This window comes from Chryseobacterium sp. GVT01B, from assembly GCF_019970045.1.
In the GTDB taxonomy this organism is placed as follows: domain Bacteria; phylum Bacteroidota; class Bacteroidia; order Flavobacteriales; family Weeksellaceae; genus Chryseobacterium.
This window is the reverse complement of the sequence record NZ_JAHXYI010000004.1, coordinates 182,984-206,064: the sequence shown is the minus strand read 5'-3', so window position 1 is coordinate 206,064 and position 23,081 is coordinate 182,984. Positions and strand designations below refer to the sequence as shown.

General features: G+C 35.0%; 20 protein-coding genes. 10 read left to right on the top strand and 10 right to left on the bottom strand.

Annotated features, from left to right (window positions below; translation table 11 throughout):
* Nucleotides 1-224: 224 nt before the first annotated feature.
* Nucleotides 225-1,025, bottom strand: a complete 801-nt coding sequence (locus LC457_RS10805; RefSeq protein WP_223599845.1) for a DNA alkylation repair protein — start codon at nt 1,023-1,025, stop codon at nt 225-227.
* 95 nt (nt 1,026-1,120) lie between these two features.
* Here LC457_RS10805 and LC457_RS10800 point away from each other — a divergent pair, with 95 nt between their 5' ends.
* The 4 genes from LC457_RS10800 to gap all read left to right on the top strand — a co-directional run bounded on the left by LC457_RS10800 (nt 1,121) and on the right by gap (nt 4,531).
* Nucleotides 1,121-1,462 carry a helix-turn-helix domain-containing protein gene (locus LC457_RS10800; protein WP_223599844.1) on the top strand — a complete coding sequence of 114 codons (342 nt, stop codon included), beginning with the start codon at nt 1,121-1,123 and terminating at the stop codon, nt 1,460-1,462.
* Between the two features lie 83 nt (nt 1,463-1,545).
* Nucleotides 1,546-2,424 carry a DUF4846 domain-containing protein gene (locus LC457_RS10795; protein ID WP_223599843.1) on the top strand — a complete coding sequence of 293 codons (879 nt, stop codon included), beginning with the start codon at nt 1,546-1,548 and terminating at the stop codon, nt 2,422-2,424.
* A gap of 83 nt (nt 2,425-2,507) precedes the next feature.
* Nucleotides 2,508-3,494, top strand: coding sequence for a 6-phosphofructokinase (gene pfkA / locus LC457_RS10790; protein WP_047419982.1), 987 nt, complete (start codon nt 2,508-2,510; stop codon nt 3,492-3,494).
* A 32-nt stretch (nt 3,495-3,526) separates the two neighbouring features.
* Entirely contained in the window at nt 3,527-4,531 is a 1,005-nt protein-coding gene (gene gap / locus LC457_RS10785; RefSeq protein WP_047379077.1) for a type I glyceraldehyde-3-phosphate dehydrogenase, read from the top strand.
* A gap of 69 nt (nt 4,532-4,600) precedes the next feature.
* Here the strand turns inward: gap and LC457_RS10780 are convergent, their stop codons facing one another.
* Nucleotides 4,601-6,343, bottom strand: coding sequence for a hypothetical protein (locus tag LC457_RS10780; RefSeq protein WP_223599842.1), 1,743 nt, complete (start codon nt 6,341-6,343; stop codon nt 4,601-4,603).
* A gap of 142 nt (nt 6,344-6,485) precedes the next feature.
* Here LC457_RS10780 and LC457_RS10775 point away from each other — a divergent pair, with 142 nt between their 5' ends.
* From LC457_RS10775 to recA, 3 genes are all read left to right on the top strand, one after another.
* Complete coding sequence (locus tag LC457_RS10775; protein ID WP_223599841.1) at nt 6,486-7,283, top strand: response regulator transcription factor; 798 nt, start codon at nt 6,486-6,488, stop codon at nt 7,281-7,283.
* 73 nt (nt 7,284-7,356) lie between these two features.
* A complete protein-coding gene (locus LC457_RS10770) occupies nt 7,357-8,547 on the top strand; it encodes an oxygenase MpaB family protein (RefSeq protein WP_223599840.1) in 1,191 nt (396 codons plus the stop codon).
* Between the two features lie 493 nt (nt 8,548-9,040).
* Nucleotides 9,041-10,042, top strand: coding sequence for a recombinase RecA (gene recA, locus LC457_RS10765; RefSeq protein ID WP_223599839.1), 1,002 nt, complete (start codon nt 9,041-9,043; stop codon nt 10,040-10,042).
* Nucleotides 10,043-10,360: 318 nt separating this feature from the next.
* Here recA and LC457_RS10760 read toward each other — a convergent pair whose 3' ends face one another.
* On the bottom strand, nt 10,361-11,800 hold the full coding sequence (locus LC457_RS10760; protein WP_223599838.1) for a hypothetical protein: 1,440 nt from the start codon (nt 11,798-11,800) through the stop codon (nt 10,361-10,363).
* Between the two features lie 150 nt (nt 11,801-11,950).
* On the bottom strand, nt 11,951-14,851 hold the full coding sequence (locus LC457_RS10755) for a S9 family peptidase (protein ID WP_223599837.1): 2,901 nt from the start codon (nt 14,849-14,851) through the stop codon (nt 11,951-11,953).
* Nucleotides 14,852-15,003: 152 nt separating this feature from the next.
* Between LC457_RS10755 and htpG the strand changes: the two genes are divergently transcribed.
* Nucleotides 15,004-16,896, top strand: a complete 1,893-nt coding sequence (gene htpG, locus LC457_RS10750) for a molecular chaperone HtpG (RefSeq protein ID WP_223600107.1) — start codon at nt 15,004-15,006, stop codon at nt 16,894-16,896.
* A 392-nt stretch (nt 16,897-17,288) separates the two neighbouring features.
* A complete protein-coding gene (locus LC457_RS10745; RefSeq protein WP_223599836.1) occupies nt 17,289-17,681 on the top strand; it encodes a helix-turn-helix transcriptional regulator in 393 nt (130 codons plus the stop codon).
* Nucleotides 17,682-17,974: 293 nt separating this feature from the next.
* On the opposite strand, the gene LC457_RS10740 is transcribed toward LC457_RS10745, so the two are convergent.
* Complete coding sequence (locus tag LC457_RS10740; protein ID WP_213277048.1) at nt 17,975-18,271, bottom strand: MGMT family protein; 297 nt, start codon at nt 18,269-18,271, stop codon at nt 17,975-17,977.
* 88 nt (nt 18,272-18,359) lie between these two features.
* On the opposite strand from LC457_RS10740, the gene LC457_RS10735 reads away from it, so the two are divergent.
* The gene (locus tag LC457_RS10735; RefSeq protein WP_223599835.1) at nt 18,360-18,506 is read left to right on the top strand and encodes a hypothetical protein; all 147 of its coding nucleotides are present in this window, start codon (nt 18,360-18,362) and stop codon (nt 18,504-18,506) included.
* A gap of 326 nt (nt 18,507-18,832) precedes the next feature.
* Here LC457_RS10735 and LC457_RS10730 read toward each other — a convergent pair whose 3' ends face one another.
* The 5 genes from LC457_RS10730 to LC457_RS10710 form a co-directional block, all read right to left on the bottom strand.
* On the bottom strand, nt 18,833-19,807 hold the full coding sequence (locus LC457_RS10730) for a deoxyhypusine synthase family protein (protein WP_045500886.1): 975 nt from the start codon (nt 19,805-19,807) through the stop codon (nt 18,833-18,835).
* A gap of 382 nt (nt 19,808-20,189) precedes the next feature.
* A complete protein-coding gene (locus tag LC457_RS10725) occupies nt 20,190-20,570 on the bottom strand; it encodes a GreA/GreB family elongation factor (RefSeq protein ID WP_223599834.1) in 381 nt (126 codons plus the stop codon).
* A 300-nt stretch (nt 20,571-20,870) separates the two neighbouring features.
* Nucleotides 20,871-21,515, bottom strand: a complete 645-nt coding sequence (locus LC457_RS10720) for a hypothetical protein (protein WP_223599833.1) — start codon at nt 21,513-21,515, stop codon at nt 20,871-20,873.
* A gap of 48 nt (nt 21,516-21,563) precedes the next feature.
* The gene (gene arfB / locus LC457_RS10715; RefSeq protein ID WP_223599832.1) at nt 21,564-21,956 is read right to left on the bottom strand and encodes an alternative ribosome rescue aminoacyl-tRNA hydrolase ArfB; all 393 of its coding nucleotides are present in this window, start codon (nt 21,954-21,956) and stop codon (nt 21,564-21,566) included.
* 15 nt (nt 21,957-21,971) lie between these two features.
* Nucleotides 21,972-22,985, bottom strand: a complete 1,014-nt coding sequence (locus LC457_RS10710) for an AMP-binding protein (protein ID WP_223599831.1) — start codon at nt 22,983-22,985, stop codon at nt 21,972-21,974.
* Nucleotides 22,986-23,081 lie beyond the last annotated feature (96 nt).

Below are 23,081 nucleotides of genomic sequence, written 5' to 3'. Positions count from 1 at the left end.
CAGATAGAATCCACATTAACTGAAAACTCATATTGTGGATAACTTTTTCTCATTAACATATAGTTAATATTGAGAATATCTCAATGTTCTTTTTCATGTAAAAATTAAGCAAACAAAGGCAGTTCCAAGAAAAAAAGGAATATGAAAATATGATGTAAAACTATGTAAATCTGCGACCTATGTAACCAAAAACTAAATCAACATTTTTATTTTGTGGATAACTCTTACTTTTTGATAGTCCGCAAGGCTTTCTTTACGATATATTGGGTTTCTTTTGTTAGACTTTCACGAAGCCATTCATCACAAATTTCTACCACAAATTCAGGTTGAGATTTGCTAGCATCATTCAACCAATTACCGACACTGTCCTGTACATACCGGGATGAATCTGATCGTAAAGGTTCTAAAATTTCCAGTCCTAGTCCAGGATTTTGTTTCAAAGCATCAATATGTTCACACCAGACTCCTCTCGGCCGGGTAGATTCACTGGCAAAACGTCTTACATTTTCATTGTCATGCTTCGTCCATTCTGATAAAATAGATAAACTTTCATCAAGATTTTTTGAAATATCCGGACGTACCGTCATCCAGCAGATTTCCCTCACTCCGAAATGAGAATCGGTAGCGAAAGACTGGATACTTTTTAATTTTTCTTTAAGCTTCAACTCATTATTCCTTCCAATGGTATAAGCTGACCAGCAACGCACGAGATCTGCCGGATGGGTTGCAAGCTTCGATAGAAATTCATCATCATTATTTTTTCTGGCTAAAATCAAAAGTCCAACTCCAATAGCTTCGTTGAGAGTATTGACCGTTTGTTTTTTGAGTTGATCTACATTTTCTAAGACGGGTTTTAAATAATCAATCCTGTTATTCTGTTGAAGTAAATTCTCCAACAAGAGTTTTTGATCTACTGCCAGCCATTCTGTAAGATTGGCGGTTTCAATTTCTCCGCGGTTCAGCTGTTCTAAAATATCCGGTGGAATATCTTTGATGGAACGTGCGCCTTTTCGTTTTTCAGCCATACTATTTTAATGATTATCTTTACAAAAGTCTGAAATCAGGCGGACAAAAGCAATACCGCATATTTTTCACCCATAGGGATAAAAAAGTCAATTTTATGGAAACAAAGGAGAGAGCTGAAGAAAATAAAATTTGCCCGTTGGAAGTCGCAGTGAATACCATCAGCGGAAAATGGAAAATCCCTATCGTTTGGCAAATCAATGAAGGAAAAAAACGTCCGAGTGAATTCCTGCGTGGTATCGCTAAAGTGGATCGTAGAGTTTTGAATCAGCAGTTGACGGAAATGGTAGATGACGGCATTTTAACGAAACAGTCTTTTAATGAACTTCCTCCAAGAGTTGAATATACTTTAACACCACTAGGTGATCAGCTGGTAAAAATTCTTTGGCAGCTGAATGATTGGGGTAAATTACTGATTCCTGAAAAAGAAAAAGCCTAAAACAAAAGTTAAATATTGCAGATTTTCAGAACTTTATTTGTTGGTACGTGGAAAAAAAAGATATTTGTGTTAACTAAAAACGCATGAAAAAAATCATCACGGGAATCACAGCGCTTCTTATTCTTACAAACTGTACGAAAGAAAAATTATCAGACCGCTTACTGGCTGAGCCTGATCATAATGAAAATTTAACGGCAAAAAGCTCTGCAAAGATTCATAAGGATAAAAATACCATTCGGGAAAGATTTTCTCCTCCCGAGGGATATGAATGGATTGAAGAAAAATCTGGTTCTTTTGGATATTTCATTGAAAATTTCAAGCTGAAACCTTACAACAGTCAAATTCTGAAATATGATGGTACTCCTATTTCTACCCAGCATCTTCATGAAGCTGTTTTTGATATTGATACCGGAAATAAAGACTTGCAGCAATGCGCTGATGCTGCCATCCGTATGAGAGCAGAGTATCTTTATAAGGCGAAAAAGTTTGACGAAATCAAATTTCATTTTACCAGTGGTGACCTCCTCAGCTGGAATGACTACAAAAACGGAACAAGAGCTTTTGTCAATGGAAATTCGGTGAGCTTTAGAAAGACTACTGTTTTTGATGATTCTTATCAGAGTTTCAGAAATTATCTGGATCTAATTTTTAATTATGCGGGAACGATTTCATTAAATAAAGAAACAAAACCCGTTGCAAAAAATTCTGACCTGAAAACCGGAGATATTCTGATCACACCGGGAAGTCCGGGACATATTGTTTTTATTTCAGGTGTCTGTAAGAATAAAGAAGGGAAAAGCTTGTTTTTATTGAGTGAAGGATTTACACCGGCACAATCTATTCATGTACTCTCCAATCCTTTTAATCCTTATTTTACACCATGGTATGATCTGGATATCGATGCTCAGGAAACTAAAACCGCACGATATTTTTTTAAACCTACAAACTTCAGAAGCTTTTAATAATTTATATTCAAAACTATTGGAAAGTTACTACGATAATCTGAACTTGTTTTTGTAAATTTGTGTTCGAAATTTTTTTCTTGATGAAAGAGAGTGCTGTAAAAAAAATTGCAGTTCTTACTTCAGGAGGTGACTCTCCGGGTATGAATGCGGCGTTAAGAGCGGTAGTAAGAACCGCCAATTACTATAATATCGAATGCTACGGGGTGAGAGAAGGCTACAACGGTCTTATCAACAATGATTTCCTGAAAATGGGAGCCCGTTCCGTAAAAAATATAATCAACCAGGGTGGAACAATTCTAAAGTCTGCCAGATCCGCTGAATTCAGAACAAAAGAAGGCCGTCAGAAAGCTTATGACAATTGCGTAAAGCTTGGAATAGACGGATTGGTTTGTATTGGTGGAGACGGAACTTTCACCGGTGCGAAAATCTTTAACGAAGAATTCGGAATCAGAGTAATCGGTGTTCCGGGAACAATCGACAATGATATTTTCGGAACTGATAATACCATCGGATACGACACTGCTTTGAATACCGCAATGGATGCCATTGATAAAATCCGTGACACGGCAACTTCCCACAACAGAGTTTTCTTTGTAGAGGTGATGGGGCGTGATGCCGGTTTTATTGCATTAAACAGTGGATTGGCAACTGGAGCTTTGGATATTTTAATTCCTGAGAAAAAAGACAGTATTGATGAGCTTTTCACGAAATTCAGAGATGCTGAAAAAACCGGAAAGGCATCAAGCATTGTGGTGGTTGCAGAGGGTGAAAAACTTGCCAATGTGTATGAACTTGCCGAAAAAACAAAGCAGACATTCCCTGATTATGACATTCGTGTAGCCATTTTGGGACACATGCAGAGAGGAGGTTCTCCAAGCTGTGCAGACAGGGTTTTGGCAAGCAGATTAGGCTACGGTGCCGTAACAGGATTAATGGAAGGACAAACCAATGTAATGGCAGGAATGCGTTCTAACGATCTTACGTATACGCCGATTGAAGAAGCCATTAAAAAACATAACGAAATCAATAAAGATCTTTTACTGATTTCAGAAATTTTAGCAATCTAATTATTTTTATAATCTAATAAAAACAAACTATTATGTCAACAATTAAAGTAGGTATCAACGGTTTTGGTAGAATTGGACGTCTTGTTTTCAGAGCAATGACTGAAAGAGACAACATTGAAGTTGTAGGAATCAATGACCTTATTAATGCAGAATACATGGCTTACATGTTAAAATATGACTCTGTACACGGTATTTTCCCAGGTGAAGTTTCTGTAGAAGGAAATGATCTTGTAGTAAACGGGAAAAGAATCAGAGTAACTGCTGAAAGAGATCCTAACAACCTAAAGTGGAATGAAATTGGTGCTGACTATATCGTAGAATCTACAGGTCTTTTCTTATCTAAAGATACTGCTCAGGCTCACATCAACGCTGGTGCTAAGAAAGTAATCCTTTCTGCTCCTTCTAAAGATGATACTCCAATGTTCGTAATGGGTGTAAACCACAAGGAACTTACTGATGATATCAAAATCTTATCAAACGCTTCTTGTACTACAAACTGTTTAGCTCCTTTAGCTAAAGTGATCCACGATAACTTCGGAATCGTAGAAGGTTTAATGACAACTGTACACGCTACAACAGCTACTCAAAAGACTGTTGACGGTCCTTCAGTAAAAGACTGGAGAGGTGGTAGAGCTGCTCTAAACAACATCATCCCTTCTTCTACAGGTGCTGCTAAAGCAGTAGGAAAAGTAATCCCTTCTTTGAACGGAAAATTAACAGGTATGTCTTTCAGAGTACCAACTGTTGACGTTTCTGTAGTAGACTTAACAGTAAGAATCGATAAAGCTGCTTCTTATGAAGAAATCTGTTCAGTAATCAAAGCTGCTTCTGAAGGTGAATTGAAAGGTATCCTTGGATATACTGAAGATGCAGTAGTATCTCAAGACTTCGTAGGAGATAAGAGAACTTCTATCTTCGACAAAGATGCCGGTATCATGCTTTCTCCAAACTTCGTGAAACTTGTTTCTTGGTATGACAACGAAATGGGTTACTCTAACAAGTTAGTTGATATGCTTGTACACGCTGCTTCTTTATAATAAGAAATGAGCGATAAGCAATAAGTAATATAAAACCTTCCCGATGGGAAGGTTTTTTTGTTTTTGTTTTTATTTCTTACTTTTGATAAATAACCCGAAGGGAATACCTATACTTACTTTGACCATAAAACTATTTTTTAAGGCCCTTGTATGATAGGGCTCATTATCTATACCAGCCATAATCCTAAAAGTTGCCTTGTTTACATCTTCTTCATCATTTATTCTGAAAATCAAACCTCCCTGAAGAGCATACCTGTTTCTGTAATCCATATAATCCATGTTTTGTAAGGCAAAAGTATGATATGCATAAACCATCACACCGAAATTATTTGTTATAAAAGCTGATGCTTGTACACCTGATTGTAGGGTCCAAAAGGCTCTTTTAAGATAGGAATACTCACCCAATGTTCTTCCATATTTATCAACTATAAAAGTTTTATCATCTCTTTGCTCCAAAACAGGTTTCTCACTTCCTGTATTTGCATTTAAAAGATTACCCATTATAAAATTTGAAAATATTTGAAGATTTATTAATTTCATAAGCTTTACATTATACTGTCTGTTTAAATTATAAGAAAAATTAACATTTATCCTTGGATAATTTTTAATCTGATTTTCTACTGCTATATTTTTTTTAATAATAGCTGTGTCTAAATCTATGTTCTGGTTATAAATATCAATAGTTGTTTTAATCCACTCTAACCTACTCCCATTAAGAACTCCAATATTTTTCTTATCAAAAGCAATAATACTATCATTAATATATTTTGATGGTTCAGCTATTATTTTTTCGTAGCTTTCATTTTTCTCTTTAAGATTACTGACTATCTTTTCATATCTCTCTAGTTTTTCATATTTTTCTAGCTTTTCGTTCTCATTTATATCATTATTCAATTCTTTTTTTATTTTTTCAATACCATTTGAAAATAATGTTAATAACTTCTGATCGTACTTTGATTTTAACGAATCATAATTATTAATAACAGTATCATTATAATATTTATCTCTTTTTTGGCACAATTCTGTGCATTTTTTAGGATTAAAAAATCTCGTTTGAGAAGGAATTATTACATTAAAAGTAAATGATGCTCCAATATCATTTCTCCATGATTTATCCGAATAAAATAATCCACTATTAATGCTTGAAGTATATGCACTAATATTCATAAAAAAATAATCACGGTAATTAAAATTAGCTCCAATACTTAATTTGGTATCATTTCCACTTGTAAATGCAATAGCATTATTATCTGTCACATTATCAGCAGAATTTAGTACAACAGCTCTTTTTAATATTTTAAAATCATCTATAAAAACACTATCATGAATAACTTTTGCATTATGTTTATTTTTTTCTGCAATACATTTATAACCAATACTAAAAAATGTACTATCAAGTTTACTACGAATAATATCTTCTGGGTTTTGGTTAGTCTCTGTTAAAAAAATAAATGCTTTAGGGTAAAAAAAAAATTTTTCACCATTTGTTCGCTCAATAATAAAAATTGATTGATTATTGAGATTAATGAATACTGGTTTCTCGTTTACCAAATAAATTTGCTGATATTTTAGTATCCCATTTGCAACTGTTTTTCCATCTATTTTGTTTATATTTAATCCTGTATTTTTCTCTATTAGTTTTATAATTTCTTCTCTTTTATCATTCTCATTTATTTTCTTGATAAAATCATTAAATGTTTTTGCATTTGATACATTTGGATATCTGGATTTATAGTCAGACAACAATCTCACTTGGCTAAAAACCATCCCCACCCATCCGAGCAGAAACAGCAATAAAATTTTTGTTTTCATGGTTATTTATTTTTCAGATTAAAGTTTTTTTGAAATGGTCATTAGTTTTATTTAAAGCTACAATACTTACCTACCACATGAAATACCACAAAAGGGTGATTTTTTTAACATAATTTTATTATTTTTAAGAAAACATTAACCAATGGAGAAAAAGCACTTGACTCATGCAAAAAAACCGCATCCCCTCACCAAAGTCTGGAATGACTATCCTGAAATTTTACAGAATAATAACAGAGTCCTACCCGTTCCCGCCATAGAACATCTTATAGGAGAAATCTTTGCGCCGGGAAAATTTTATTATTATGTTATTAATTTTGCAGACAGCACCATTTGCAATCATCATGAAGACATTTTGAAAATACATGGTCTTATTAAATATCCAGTACACCTGAAAGAAATTATAGACCTCATCCATCCCGATGACATTGAGTTTGTCATGGAAGCAGAAAGAATGTCAATAGAAAAAATAAAAGAAATTAACGGCTTTGATTACCAGCAAGAACTGAAAACCAGCTACTGTTTCAGAATGAGAACTTCAAAAGGTAATTATGAACTCTTCCATCATCAGGCCTTACACACTTATAAAGATGAAAACGGCAGGCTTTTGCAGTCTGTTAATATACACACCAATATTGAACACATCACGCACCAAAATTCTTATGTTGTATTGCTATCCGGAATCAATGGTCGGGAAGATTTTCACCAGATGCAGTGGATGGAACATGATAAACCTCATGAATCTACTCCTGTCATTTTCACCAAAAGAGAGGTCGAGATTATCAACTGTATTGCAAAAGGCTATTCCACTGGAGAAATATCTGATCTGTTGAATATTTCAGAGGAAACGGTACGTACCCACAGGAAAAATATTTTAAGGAAATCCGATTGCAGAAACAGCTCCGAACTCATTAAAAAAACTTTTGAATGGGGATACCTATAAAACCTTTATCCTAAGCCTGACAAATCTCACCAAAGAATTTCAGCATAAAACTTGTACTTTTATGGGTAAAGGAATGAAAATGATACAACCACGATTTAAAGATGCTCCCCATTTCAGAGATTTCTGGGAAAGTGGAAACGGAAAACTGCTTATTGAATTTTCCGGAGCAAAAGTGAGTTTTGAAAAATTTGAAAAATTCGCTCCTTTTTTTCATCATGTGGACGAGATTGGTGATGAGGTGGTAAGAGATATTTATTTTACTAAAAAATTTCATGAGGCATCCAGGGAAATTGAGCAGTACATCAGAAATGGAGTTTCGGAAACAGATTCAGTTCCTGAAAGTGTAAAAAAGCTTTTCACCCAAACTCAAAGAGTTCCAGAATGGCTTGATTACAATTTACTCAAAAGCGGTGCTGAACTCTGCATGAGAAGCAACCTGGACTCGTTAATCTCATTGAGGGATTATTGTCTGATTGGTGGTTATGACTACGCCTACCTCAACAAACCGCTTATCGTTACAGAGGCATTAAAAAAGGGTGCGGTAAAACGTCTTTCGGAAACATTGGATTTCTGGGTAAATGCTACCCGTTACAATGCACTGGAAGTTCACGCAAAAGGCTATGAGTTTGCTATAAAAACCCGGCTGATCCATTCTTACGCAAGACTTTCTATCAAAAAGCATTATAAAGGCTGGGATACAGAAAACTGGGGTGAGCCCATCAATTCATGGGATATGATGGCAACGTATATCGGTTTCAGTCTTGTCTTTCTTCACAGCCTTCAAAAATTGGGTAATAGTTTTTCCCTTGAGGAAGAACAGGGAATTTTTCACCTTTGGAAATACGTAGGTTATCTTCTGGGAATTCCGGAACAGCTTCTTCCTGACAATAAAAAACAAGCTACTGAATATTTTTATTTATGGACCTCTGTTCAACCTCCGTCCGATAAAGATTCTGTTCTTCTTGCCCATTCTCTGCTGAATGAGTCTCTGGAAAATCCAATTTTAAAATTTGAATTCCAAAGGAAAAATTTAAAATATCTGCATGTCTGCTGTACCTGGTTTCTGCTGGATGATGAAGTCTGCAAAAGGCTGCAGATCCCGGAAGTTCCCAACAAAAATCTGTTTCCCAAATCAAAGATCCTTTTCAACAAAATTTATGACAGAATCGTAAGCCGCGATGCCAGAATAAAAAGAGGAAATAAGGATCAGATGAAAGTATTGGAAGATTATCTGAATATCACCAAGAATTCAAATTTTCATTAAAATACCTCTTTTAAAAATCGCAAAGGCGCAAAAAATTCCCATGCGTTACAAAAACTTTTAAGGCGCAAGAAAATGAAAGATTTTCAGCTAGAGAAATTATAAATCTTAAATAAATTTTTCTCGAAGATCAAGCTATTTACGCAGATTTTTATTAACATCTGCATAATCAGCAAAATTAGCGAGAGATAAAATAATTTTACAGTATTCAATTTTATCTTCGATAAAATTTTTGCGCCTTAAAGCATAGAATCATTAAAAAAGCTTGCGTCTTTGCGAGGCTCCAACAAACCTTACATTAATAAATCAGCAGTTTTTTAGTTACAAAAAAAAATCTTTAAATATTCCTATACAGCTCATCCTCCATTCTTTCGTTATGAATAAAATCAGCAGCAAAATTTTATCATTTTTTAACTCTAAAAACAGTTTTCAGGGACAAATAATATTAGTTTTTGATATTTAAATTATGTATTTTTGAGAAATTATTTTAATAGCGATGAGTAACATTGATGATAAGAAAAAAGCACTTGCTTTAGTGCTTGACAAATTAGATAAAACATACGGAAAGGGAACAGTAATGACTTTAGGTGATGAATCTATAGACAATACAATAGAAGTAATTCCTTCCGGTTCTTTAGGATTAGATATCGCATTAGGTATCGGCGGATATCCAAAAGGAAGAATCATTGAAATATACGGTCCTGAATCTTCAGGTAAAACAACATTAACCCTTCATGCTATTGCTGAAGCTCAAAAAGCAGGTGGTATTGCAGCATTTATTGATGCAGAGCACGCTTTCGACAGAACATATGCTGCGAAATTAGGAATTGATCTGGAAAACCTTATCATTTCTCAGCCGGATAACGGAGAACAGGCTTTAGAAATTGCAGATAACCTTATCCGTTCAGGAGCTATTGATATCGTTGTGATTGACTCTGTTGCTGCTCTTACGCCAAAAGCGGAGATTGAAGGTGAAATGGGAGATTCTAAAATGGGTCTTCATGCAAGATTAATGTCTCAGGCATTAAGAAAGCTTACAGCTACTATTTCAAGAACAAAATGTACAGTGATTTTCATTAACCAGTTGAGAGAAAAGATCGGGGTAATGTTCGGAAATCCTGAAACCACTACCGGAGGTAACGCTCTTAAGTTCTATGCTTCTGTAAGAATTGATATCAGAAAAGCCAGCGCACCTATCAAACAAGGTGATGAAGCTATCGGTAGCCGTGTGAAAGTGAAGATTGTGAAAAACAAAGTAGCACCTCCTTTCAAACAGGCAGAATTCGATATCATGTATGGTGAAGGAGTTTCTAAAGTAGGTGAGATTCTTGATACCGCAGTAGATATGGGAATTGTGAAGAAAAGCGGATCTTGGTTCAGCTACGAAGAGACTAAACTTGGTCAGGGACGTGATGCTGTAAAAGAAGTTTTAAAAGACAATCCGGATCTTTCTGAGGAATTGGAAAACAAGATCAAGGAAGAAATGAAAAACAAATAATTTTTCAGAAAAATATAGAAAGGCAGTCTTAGGATTGCCTTTTTTATTTTTTGCAAACTTACCACGCAAAGGTTTCATCTGTGTGCTGTAATATTTTTAAGAGAGCAAAGGGCGGAATCAATTTTCATTGATTCGTACTAAGCAAACGCCTCATTTACCACAAAGTCCATCAACGACAAAGTCATAACCTTTTGGACCCTTACCATCAGCTATCAAATCACATAATTCTTTACGTTTAAATAAATAAAGGAAGGATCAGAAAATAAAAAAAGAGGTCATTCCATGGAACAACCTCTTTAGCCTTTATATTCTTTTAAATTATTCAGCAATTTTACCTTGCAGCTGAATTGCTCCGGTAACTTTCATCCCTTTTACAGGAGTTTCAAATCGCATATTTTCTTTATTCACAAAAGCATCAATGGTGAAGAAGTCTTCATTCTCTTCGTTGGTAATCAATTTCAGTTTCAGAATATATCCTTTAACGCTGCCATCTTCAAGTAATTCTGTTTCTTTAAAGTCTACAACCTGTGCAATAAAATCAAAACATGCATAATTAGGAAGATCCTGGCTTGGTGCATAGGTTGTGAAGTCTTCACTCATTTTAGTTCCATCAGGTAAATCAGTGTTTGTGTGAACGTCAAGAATGAAAACAATTCCGCTGATATTTACCTTCAGATGAGGCTGAGTCATGTAAGTGTTTCTATTTTCAGCATAATCTGTAGCAAAGAACCAAACTCCAAAAGTTTCTCTGGCCGGCCCTGCTACAATCGCCTGCAAATTCAGCGCATTTTCCCATTCCCTGATTGATCTTGTTTCAAAATCTAAAGTGTAATTAGTCTTTACCTCCGGAATTATGGTACTCAATTCATCTGTAACAATAGTTTTAAATCTTACATCTTCAAATTCTGTTTTGTTTTTATCTTCACCGGATGAATCTGTAACCGTAGACTGCATTAAAACAGTGGTAAGATATTGACCGTAATCTTTAGTCTGGAAATTTTCATGACCAAAAATACCGCTCCAGGTATTCACAAGATTATGAACATTTGATTTTCTTATGATAATTCCTGCTTCATTAGTTGTTTCAGGAGCAGCAATTCCTTCTGTATTCGGGAAATAATCCTTACCATCCACTAACTGATGATTCATGATCTCATTATTTTCTTCGTGAGAAAACTCTGCAAAACCTTTATAAGTGACATTTTGATTTTCAAAAATATAAGGAAGCCCTGTTTTTGCCTTATCAGATCCTTCAAAATGATAAGAAAGTGAAATTGCTTTAAATTCTTCTTCTTTTGTTGCCGGATTATGATTAGCATTATTATCAAACTGAGAGTGATACAAAATCATATAAGATTTGATCTTACCCTCCTGAAGTTCGTTTTCAAATTTTTCTTCCATTTGTGCGATCGCCTGTTGTGGAGCAAGTGCATAAGCATCTTCTGTTACCATATAAGCAAAGCCTTCTACCTCACCATTTTCTTTTTCAAAAGCAGAAATAGGTGTATACTCCCCTCTTAGCTGAAGCGCTATAGAATAGACTATATAATCGTTGTAAATTTTGATTTTTTCATATTCCTTATTTACTGTCTTCGGCTCTTCCAATTGTGATGAAGGGATTTCCGGTATTGTTTCCACCACTTCTTCCGCTACTTCCTGTACTACTAATTTTTCCTCCGGCATTTCCATTTCCTGAACCAAAGTACTTACATTTTCCTGATTGTTATTTTTCTTCTTAAAAAAATCAAAGATTCCCATACTGTTATTTATAATTGGCGGTAAATATAATAAAAGTGCCCAACAGACCCATCATAAAAAAAATGCCATTGTGTCAGTTTATGTTTTGTGATATATTTTCTGAGAAGTATAAAAAAACCCGGCGGAGCCTTTGGCTCCGCCGGGTTCATATTAATTAGGCTTATCATCTGTCAGCTCAAATCCCCAATCTTTTCCTTTTTGGGTAGCTGGAATACCTTTCGTCATCCAGACCGGAGCTTTAGCACCTTTAAGATAGTAATCAAAAAACTGCTGTTCACGGATTTGAATATCCTTTCTGTTCTGGCGTTTTACCAGATTATGATCATCACCGTTATAGTTCAGAAGCCATACCGGCTTTCCGAGACGGCGTAATGCAGTAAACATTTCAATTCCCTGATACCATGGCACTGCACCATCTTTATCATTACTCATAATTACTACCGGAGTCTGTACTTTATCAATAGTAAAAAGCGGTGAATTTTTAATATAAAGATCCGGTGCTTCCCATAGATTTTTTCCTAATCTGCTTTGTGATTTCTCATACTGAAACTGTCTGTTCATCCCCGATGTCCATCGGATTCCACCATATGCAGAAGTCATGTTAACAACAGGAGCTCCACTCCACGCGGCTGCATACATATTGGTATGAGCAATAAGATAGGCTACCTGATAACCACCCCAGCTTTGTCCCTGAATTCCGATTTTAGTACCATCTACCCAGGAATTTTGCTTTAGCTTTTCAACTCCGGAATTAATGTATTCCATTGCAGATTCTCCAGGGAAACCATCTGTATAAGAAATATCAGGTGTGAAAACCAGATATCCGTTGCTCACAAAATAAGAAATATTCAATCTTGAAGGTGTAGGAGCGGGCGCAACATAGCGGTTCAGATTATCAGAAAGTTTTTCATAGAAATAGACAATCATAGGATATTTTTTATTCGGATCGAAATTTTCCGGTTTGTATAAAACTCCTGTAGAAGTATTCCCTTTTGGTGTTGTCCAGTTTACCAGTTCATCTGTACCCCAGTTATACTGGTTTTGTTGCGGATTCGTATCACTCAGCTTTTGTTGTTTTGAGAAATCAGATGTTGCAAAAATATTGGGAGAATCAGTGTATGATTCCTTTACCATAATATATTTTTCTGCATTTTTTGCTTTTTGAAGACTTCTGTATCCCCATACATTTTCCATCTGGATTTTTACCGGATCAGAATTCGACTGAATAGAGATCTTAAAAATTCCATTCGCTTTGGATGTATTATCAAATGCTGATAAATAAATGGCGGATTTTCGGTTTAAGCTTTTAATATCTTTATCTAAATCGTAGGTATCAAATGTTATTTTATTTTTACGTCCAAATCCGTTAGTGATATTCCTAGGTTTTTTTGAACCATTCAGGAAAAACTCCCAAAGATCATAGCGGTCTCTGATAATCACAGATTCATCATTATCTGTCCAGGATGCAATACCATAAGAATTTGGAAAATCCGGCATATCAAATTCCTCGTCCACAAATGAAACAGGTAATCCGCTACTCAATGGAAGAGTTTGTTTGGTTTTCACATTATAACTCAGCCATTTCCCTTTTTCTCTGTCAAAAATCACAACAAATTTTCCTAGTGGAGATACAGCCGCCGAACCGTTCAGATTCTGAATAATTTCCGTTCTTTCCCCTGTTTTATTATCAATCAGGAAATACGTTTTCTTTGTTGCCCCTTCCCATTGTGAAGAAATACGGTTGTTTAAACTTGTAATACCAAGCGCAAATTCAGCATTCCCCTCATTTACCAGTCTTAAAGTATCCAAATCTTCACCATCTATTTTTCTGAAGACATCCGGTTTTTCCGTCTGCATTACCGCGGCATAAGATTTTTTCAGATCATTTTTCAATTCCTTTAGCTGCACTGTTTGCAGATAATCATCTTTATAATTCCAGATGTCTACAATGGCATGGTCATTCGCAATCATTGCAGTATCTTTCGCGATAGGCTTTGGAGCAACACCGAAATACAACTGTTTCCCATTTTTACTGAATAACGGTAAACGGTTTTCAGAAATTACCCAGTTCTTCTTCATCTGCGCATTTTTATTGGTAACAGTTTCTTTTTTATTTCCTTTAAAATTAAAATAATACAACTGATACAATTTCACCAAATCATTTTGTGCGGAAGAAGTTCCCACATATGCCAGTTGATTTCCTTCTTCATCAAAAGACAATTGTGAAAAATCGCCTTCCATTTCTGAAATCTTATTTACAGTTCCTTTTTGCAGATCTACAACCTGTACGGTCTGAAGTGCATATTTCTTAGGTTTTGATTTATCTGTATCTTTTTTGTCCTCAGATTTCTCATCTGCGGAATCCTTTACTTCTTTTTTATCCTTTTTAGGTTTTTCTTCCGGTTTTTTAGTCACGAAAACAAGTTGCTTTCCATTTTTACTAAACTCATAACGGATTACATTATAATATTCCGTAGTTTTTCCATCCAAAAGATTTCGAACAATCAGCTGCAAAGGCTTTACATTTTTATCTTCATCTTTATTTTCGTCTCCATCTTCTTTATCGGAGGCATCATCCGAAGATTTATCTTTTGTATTCTCCAGAAGATAAGCAACATTAGAACCTGCTTTTTCAGGAATTTTAAATGATTTCACATTCGGGATTTTCTCTGTTTTATCATGTAAAAAATCAACAATCGCAAGGCTGTCTTTTGTTAATTTATTCTTCTTAAGTTTTTTATCTTTTACTGCTTTTATATCTTTATACTGCGGACGGATTTGAAAGACAGCAAACCTGGAATCATTCGTAAAATCTACTTTTGTTCCTCTTGCAAACTTCTTTGACGTTTTATTTTTAATGGAATATAAAGAAAGGTTAGAATTTCCTTCCTGAGCATCTACAGAATAGGCAACCCATTTTCCATCATTGGAGATTTTTCTCGAGCCAATATTCTGCCAACTGTCATAGACAGAATGGTCTAAAGGCTTCTTCTGCCCATATACCCAGAAGGTCATGATGAGCAGCATAAAAACTGTACATTTCAACTTCATTTTTAAAATATTTTAAGAATTAAAAGTAAGGTATTTCTTTGACAAATCTATATAACAAGGCCGTTTCAGTTTGAAAAAATGACATTCTGTCACTTTCATCTTCATGGTATTTTTTTTGAGAAGTATGTTGAACAATTAAAATATAAAATATGATGACTAAAGGAAATATTAATGTATCTGTGGAAAATATTTTCCCGCTTATTAAAAAATTTCTTTACAGTGACCACGAAATATTCTTAAGAGAATTGATCTCCAATGCAACGGATGCTACTTTAAAATTAAAACATTTAACAAGCATCGGAGAAGCAAAAGTGGAATACGGAAATCCGAAACTTGAAGTTAAAATTGATAAAGACCAGAAAACTTTACGTATTATCGACCAGGGTATTGGGATGACAGGTGAAGAAGTTGAAAAATACATCAACCAGGTTGCTTTCTCAGGAGCTGAGGAGTTTTTGGAAAAATATAAAGATTCTGCGAAAGATTCAGGGATTATCGGACATTTCGGTCTTGGATTCTACTCTGCATTTATGGTGGCTGAAAAGGTAGAAATTCTTACAAAGTCTTATAAAGATGAACCAGCTGTACGTTGGATCTGCGATGGAAGCCCGGAATTCACTCTTGAAGAAACTACTGACAAAACTGATAGAGGAACTGAAATCATCCTTCATATTGCTGAAGATTCTGTAGAATTTTTAGAAGAAGGAAAAATCCGTGAACTGTTATTAAAGTATAATAAATTCATGCCTGTTCCGATCAAATTCGGGACTAAGACCCATACACTTCCTTTACCGGATGACGCTCCTGAAGATTCAGTAGCAGAAACGGAAGAGGTAGACAATATCATCAATAATCCGGTACCGGCATGGACGATCGCTCCAAGCGAACTGACCAACGAAGATTATATGAAATTCTACCACGAGCTGTATCCAATGCAGTTTGAGGAGCCTTTATTCAATATTCACCTGAACGTTGATTATCCTTTCAACCTTACGGGAGTTCTTTTCTTCCCGAAACTGAGCAATAATTTAAATATCGACAAGGATAAAATTCAATTATATCAAAACCAGGTATTCGTAACGGACGAAGTAAAAGGAATTGTTCCGGACTTTCTGATGCTACTGAGAGGAGTTATTGATTCTCCGGATATTCCATTGAACGTTTCCCGTTCTTATCTTCAGGCTGATGGCGCTGTAAAGAAGATTTCATCTTACATCACGAAAAAAGTAGCCGACAAAATGGCCTCTTTAATCAACGAAAACCGTGAAGACTACGAGAAAAAGTGGAATGATATTAAAATCGTAATCGAGTACGGAATTATTACGGAAGAAAAATTTGCTGAAAAAGCAGACAAATTCACGTTATATCCTACTACAGACGGAAAATATTTCCTTTGGGATGAACTGGTTGAGAAAATCAAACCTATCCAAACGGATAAAGATAATAAACTGGTTGTACTTTATGCTACCAATGCTGATGAACAGCACAGCTATATCCAGTCTGCAAAGGATAAAGGATATGAGGTTCTGTTATTAGACTCTCCTATCACTCCACACGTTATCCAAAAGCTGGAAACTTCAAAAGAAAATATCTCTTTTGCAAGAGTAGATGCAGATCACGTGAACAACCTGATTAAAAAAGATGAGCCGGTAATTTCAAAACTGAATGAAACTGAAAAAGAATCTTTGAAAAAGAATGTTGAAGAAGCTATACAGGATTCTAAGTTTACAGTTCAGCTTGAAGATCTTGACAGCAATGATGCTCCATTCACTATTACCCAACCTGAATTCATGAGAAGAATGAAAGAAATGCAGGCTACAGGCGGTGGTGGTATGTTTGGAATGGGAGGTTTCCCGGAGATGTACAATCTTGTGGTAAACTCCAATAGTGAGCTTTCCAATCAGATTTTAAAAACTGAAAATGCTGAAGAGAAGGAAAGCTTAATCAAATATGCTTTGGATCTTGCCAAGCTTTCACAAAACTTACTGAAAGGAAAAGACCTGACAGATTTTATACAGAGAAGCTATAAGCAACTTGAAAAATAATTTACAAGAGACTGTTTCATTTTGAAGCAGTCTTTTTTTGTCTACAGAGGTTGGGAAAACGCAAAGGCGCAAGATTTTTATATACTATGCGCTTTAGGGCGCAAGGATTTTATCTCCGATAAAATTTTGTCCTGTTGAATCTAGCTGAAAATCTTACATTGAGCGAAGTCGAAATGTTCTTGCGCCTTAAAAATATACCTAACGCATGAAAAAATCTTTGCGTCTTTGCGTTTTCTAACAATCTAAAAATCATCAACAGCTAATATAAATAATCTGAATATTATAAACCTGTTCCTTCTTTTCTCTTAATCTTCATTGCTTTACTCTACATTTTATTCGTTTTCTATTGTATAGCTTATGCTTTTTTGCCATTTTTGTATAAAATGTAGGTCATGCAAAAAGAAAAATTACGCGTCATCAGAAAGCAAAAAGGCTACACTCAACAGCAGGTAGCTGACTTTATCGCAACAGATGTATCTAATTACAGCAGAAAAGAAAGCGGTGATGTGAGGATCGTAAAAGATGAATGGGACAAACTTGCCCGTTTTCTGGATGTACCCATTGAGGACATTTATGAAGAAGAGGAAGCTACAGTAGTAATTAATAATAACCATCCTGTATTTAATGACAGATCTTCTTCTGCAGGAGTTATTAATAGTCTGAATAACTATGATAATATTCCGGGAGATATTATTGAAAACCTACAAAACTATATTGCTTTATTAAAAGAAGAAAATGAAAGACTTAAAGAAGAACTGAAAGGTCTCCCAAGCGGAAAAAAATAATACGGTTTGAAACTTTAAAAATATTGGTGTCACTCATATTCAACTATGAAGTGACATTTTTTTGTGATATGTAATATTGATGTATGAGTTTTTTGACGCAAAGTACTTAATGATTCGAATGTTTTACTTCAGGTGGCAAAGAGTTGCGACTCTTTCGCTGATGAAGCTTTGGGGCAATACGTTCGCTTAAAAAAATCAATGAAATTGATTCCCTTCTTTGCTCCCTTAAAAATAGTACAGCCTATAGATAAAAGCTTTGCGTTAAAAAAATCATCGTTTCCGAAACTTAAAATTTACAATTCAGCCAACGGATCCCAGAACAGTTTTTTGAAATTTTTTATTCTAAGATTTTCTACAGTGATTCCCTCTGCTTCAAGCTTAGGTTGAAATTCCGGAACAGATAAAATTCCTGAGCTTGATATGACGCGGTGAGCAGGAACATCTTTCGGACATCCTCCCATCGCTTTTCCTACGTGTCTGGAATGGTTGGGATAACCAACTGCTTTTGCGATGGCTCCATACGTAGAAACACGTCCTTTAGGGATAAGTCTTGCAACTTCGTATACCTGCTGTTTAAAAATTTCGTCCATATCAAATGATTATTTTAAGCGTACTTTCTTTTTTGCATCATTTTTGAACTCTTTCAGCCTCAATGATGTTTGATTAAAAGATAAAGATATGAAAAAATCATTTTTCAGGCTGTTGAATGCCATTAATAAAAAGGTACTTCCAAAGTTGAGCAAGAAGGATCCTAATCATCTGACTAAGATTGAAAAGGGAATTCTGGCATATCGTTATTTTGTGCTGGTAAATTCTTTGGATTGATTTTTCTGAATATGAATGTCTTTTGCCACAGATGTCTGTGGAGAATTTTGGAAAACGCAAAGGTGCAAGCTTTTTATATACTATGCGCTTTAAGGCGCAAGGATTTTATCTCCGATAAAATTGTTATCATATTTTATTTGAACCTAAGACCATTTAAGTTTTTAGAGTATTAATAGCTAAAGCTATTTTTTTAGCTCTCTCTTCATTTTTCTTAATGGTTTAAATAGTTTGAGTTTTTAAAACAAATCTATTTCCAAATGCTAAAATAAAAAGCGCTCCAAATAAATTGGAGCGCTGTATGATAATCTCTGATGAGAATTTTGTGCTTAAGCGTTTTCTAAAATGTAAGAGAACATCAATGGTGCACAGATAGTTGCATCACTTTCAACGATAAATTTCGGTGTAGTGATATCCAGTTTACCCCAAGTGATTTTTTCATTTGGAACAGCACCTGAATAAGATCCGTAAGATGTTGTAGAATCAGAAATCTGACAGAAATAAGACCAGAAAGGAATGTCATGCATTTCCATATCCTGATATAACATTGGTACTACACAAATAGGGAAATCTCCTGCGATACCTCCACCAATCTGGAAGAATCCAACTCCTTTTCCTGCTGAATTTTTAGTATACCAGTCAGCAAGGTAAGTCATATATTCAATTCCTGATTTCATTGTAGTAGCTTTAAGCTCTCCTTTGATACAGTAAGAAGCAAAAATGTTACCCATTGTAGAATCTTCCCATCCTGGTACTACGATTGGCAAATTAGCTTCTGCAGCAGCAATCATCCAAGAGTTTTCTCTAGGAATCTCATAATATTGCTCCAATACTCCTGAAAGGATCATTTTGTACATGAATTCGTGAGGGAAATATCTTTCTCCTTTAGCTTCAGCATCTTTCCAGATCTCAACGATATGTTTTTGTAATCTTCTGAAAGCTTCTTCTTCAGGGATACAAGTATCTGTAACTCTGTTCAGACCTCTTTCTAAAAGATCCCACTCGTCCTGAGCAGTCAAATCTCTATAATGAGGAACTCTTTCATAGTGAGAGTGTGCTACAAGGTTCATTAAATCTTCTTCAAGGTTAGCCCCTGTACAAGAGATAAAATCTACTTTCCCCTGACGAATCATTTCAGCAAGAATCTTCCCTAATTCAGCAGTAGACATTGCTCCAGCCAAAGTAATCATCATTTTTCCGCCATCTTTAAGATGTGCAACATATCCTTTAGAAGCATCCACCAATGCAGCTGCGTTGAAGTGCAGGTAATACTTTTCTATGAATTCAGTTATCGGTTTGCTCATTTTTTTAATTTTTGCAAAGATAAAACTTAAAAACGGAATGCAGCCAAAGCACTTGAAGAAAGTATAACAGAGGAGTCTTTTTTTATCATTTGTTAAATAACAAAGTTGTTTTATTGGAAAACGCAAAGGCGCAAAAGTTTTTCATGAGTTAGGTATATTTTTAAGGCGCAAGAACATTTCGACTTCGCTCGATGTAAGATTTTCAGCTAGATTCAACAGGACAAAATTTTATCGGAGATAAAATCCTTGCGCCTTAAAGCACATAGTATATAAAAAGCTTGTGCCTTTCCGTTTTCCAAAACAGTTGAGCCAATGAAATAAAAAGCGCAGCTCAAATAGCCACGCTTTCATTGTAATTCAACTTAATGTTATTCAAAAAGGGTTATCCCTCCCAGGCTTCCACTTTCAGAATCTCAATTTTTCTTTCTCCGTCTCTGAACGGCCAGTTGATAACATCCCCCACTTTATATCCTACTACTGCAAGAGCAATATCGGATAGTATGGAATGTTTATTCTTTTTAAGTTTTGCTTTGGTAGACGGTACAAAAATATATTCGTGTTCAAAATCTAAGGTATGGTCTTTTAAAGTTACTTTCCTTTCAACTGTTACGATATCAGCAGGCAAATCTCTTCTCAATACCTGTTTTGCATTTCTAAGTTCTTCCGTAAGTCTTTTTTCTTCTCCGATGCTCACTTTTTTTCTTCTGATTGTATCTTTTATAGCATCATAAATTCCGGTGGTTACAATAATATGATTGGACATTTTTCAATTTTTTTTAAATTAAAATGCAGTTATTCGCTGACGACCCAATGTAGAATCCAGGCATACAACAGCCTTCCTCTATAGAAAACTGCAAAAAAAGCAATAAATAAAATCCGGAATAATTCCCTGTCTTGGATCCTGACAGGGCTTAATTGATAAAGTCCTTAGAACTTTTCAGAAAAGAATCTGTGTGTAAATAAAGTAATGACAGCAACAATCCTGATTGCCTGCGTTCTGCCGAGAAAGAGATTGTTGCTGCCATTATTATGAGATTATATGTAATCCTTACAAAGATAGCATTTAAAAACGAAATGTAGCTGCTGCGCTCAAAGAAACTCTTGTCAGACCTTCTTTCTGGTCATCATCAAGATCAGCGGTCTGTCCATTCACTTTTATTTTGCTCAATGTTCCTGCCGTAATTCCCAACTTAGGACCTATCATAAAGTTTTTCGAAACTGCATATTGATAGGCTGCCCCCAGTTCCAGACCAAGGTTGGAACCTGTACCTTTTACAGCTGCTGTTTTTGTAGTATAGGTAATTACTCCAAGAGATACATCAGCAACAAGTTTATGGTTTGTTGGTTTGGTATAATTGGAGAACATAACGGAAGGTCCAAAGAATGTAATATTATCTTTAGTGCTTATAGAAGCTGTGACCGCCTGTCCATTCATATTGTATCCGCTCAATACTCCGCTGCTGGAAGCATTATAGTTGGAAAATTTAGCACCAATCCCAATGTTTTTCAAATTATAATAAGCAGCAATTTCAAAATGAATTCCGTTTTTCAATCCTTTAACGTAATTTTTTTCTGCCATGGAAAGACCTGGTGCTGTTTTAGCTACTCTCCATGCATATCCTACAGCAGGTATGATGGTTATTTTTTCCTGTGCAAAAGAAAATAAAGAACTCGAAATAGTTCCCAATAGAATTAGTTTTTTTATCATGGTTTTAAAGTTTCCGGCAAAATTAAAATTTTCTCCGGGAGAAACAAGCTAAAATTTGAAACGCCTGTTCTCTTTTTTATCAGATAGTTTTTTCTTGCCATCAAGCCTCTTCTGTTTCTGAGCTCTTGAAGGTTTTGTTGCGGTTCTTTTCTTCGGAACAATAAGGGCTTTGTTTACAATGTCTATTATTTTTTCAGTGGCTTTATTTTTATTCATCAGCTGGGTTCTGCTTTCTGAAACTGTAAGGAATAAAAAACCTTCTGCATTGATTCTGTTTTTCAGTTTATCCTGAATCAATACTTTTTGATCCTCATTGAAAAACTCTGATGCATCTACTTTCCAAAGTACAGTAACAGCAGTTTCTACTTTGTTAACGTTCTGTCCTCCTGCACCACTACTGCGGGAAGTTTTGAAACTGAGTTCTTTTGAAAAGTCTTTCATTTTTTTACTAAATATTTATATTTTATACAATTCCATTCTATTTACTTTTCCATTGGGTGTGCGCGGAATTTCACTGATGAAAATAATTTCTTTGGGTTTATGGAAATTTTTCTCAAATGGTATTTCTGAAATTTTCTTTATGATCTCATCTGATTGATTTCCTTCTATAATCAGTATCAATTTCTGACCCAAACTTTCATCCGGCAAACCTATAAATACGGCTTCATTTGGTATTTCCTTTTTCACCAAGGCTTCAAGAGCTTCAGGGAAAATTTTCGCTCCTCCAGAGTTGATAACATTATCAATTCTCCCCAGGAATTTAAAGTTTTTTTCGTTTCTAATGTCAACTAAATCATTAGTTTGTAATTCTTCAGCATTTACATTAGGTGCATAAATTTTCAGACATCCTCTTTCATCCAGTGAAATGGATACATTTTCAAAAACGGTGAAATAATCTTCCTGTTCCGGCATCAATTGTTTTAAGCCAATATGAGAAAGCGTTTCTGACATTCCATAAGTTTCAAAAATACGGTTTGAAGAATTAAGGTTCATCTGCAGAATTTTATTTTTCAGACTTTCTGAAACTGCTGCACCCCCAATAATCAGATTTTTGATCAGATGAAGTTTCTCCAGTGAATTTTCTACCTGAAGCGGAGTCATAGCGCAAAAATCTATTTCTTCTTCCAGGTTTTCTACAGGTTTCAGAGAAGGCTCAGCAACTTTTAACTTTAATACTCTTTCTATAGAACGTACAATCATCATTTTTCCGGAGATATATTCTACAGGCAGGCATAGTAATGCAGTATCTCCTTTTTTTAATCCCAAAAACTTGCAGGTCATCACTGCAGAATTGACCATTTTCTTTTTCTCAATTTCAAAAATTTTTGGAACTCCTGTAGAGCCCGATGTTTGCACATTTACGCCTGTTTTTTCTGAAAACCATTCTCCCAGAAAAATTTTCACTTTCTTTTCAAATTCCGTATTGAACGATAATTGATTAATATTGAGATTATTGAAGTCTATCAGCATATTTTCCGTAAATAAAATCTACAGTAAATTTAAAAAAAAAATCAAAAAGTTCTTGTATGTAAAGAAAAAAGCTGTAAATTTGCACCACCAAAATAA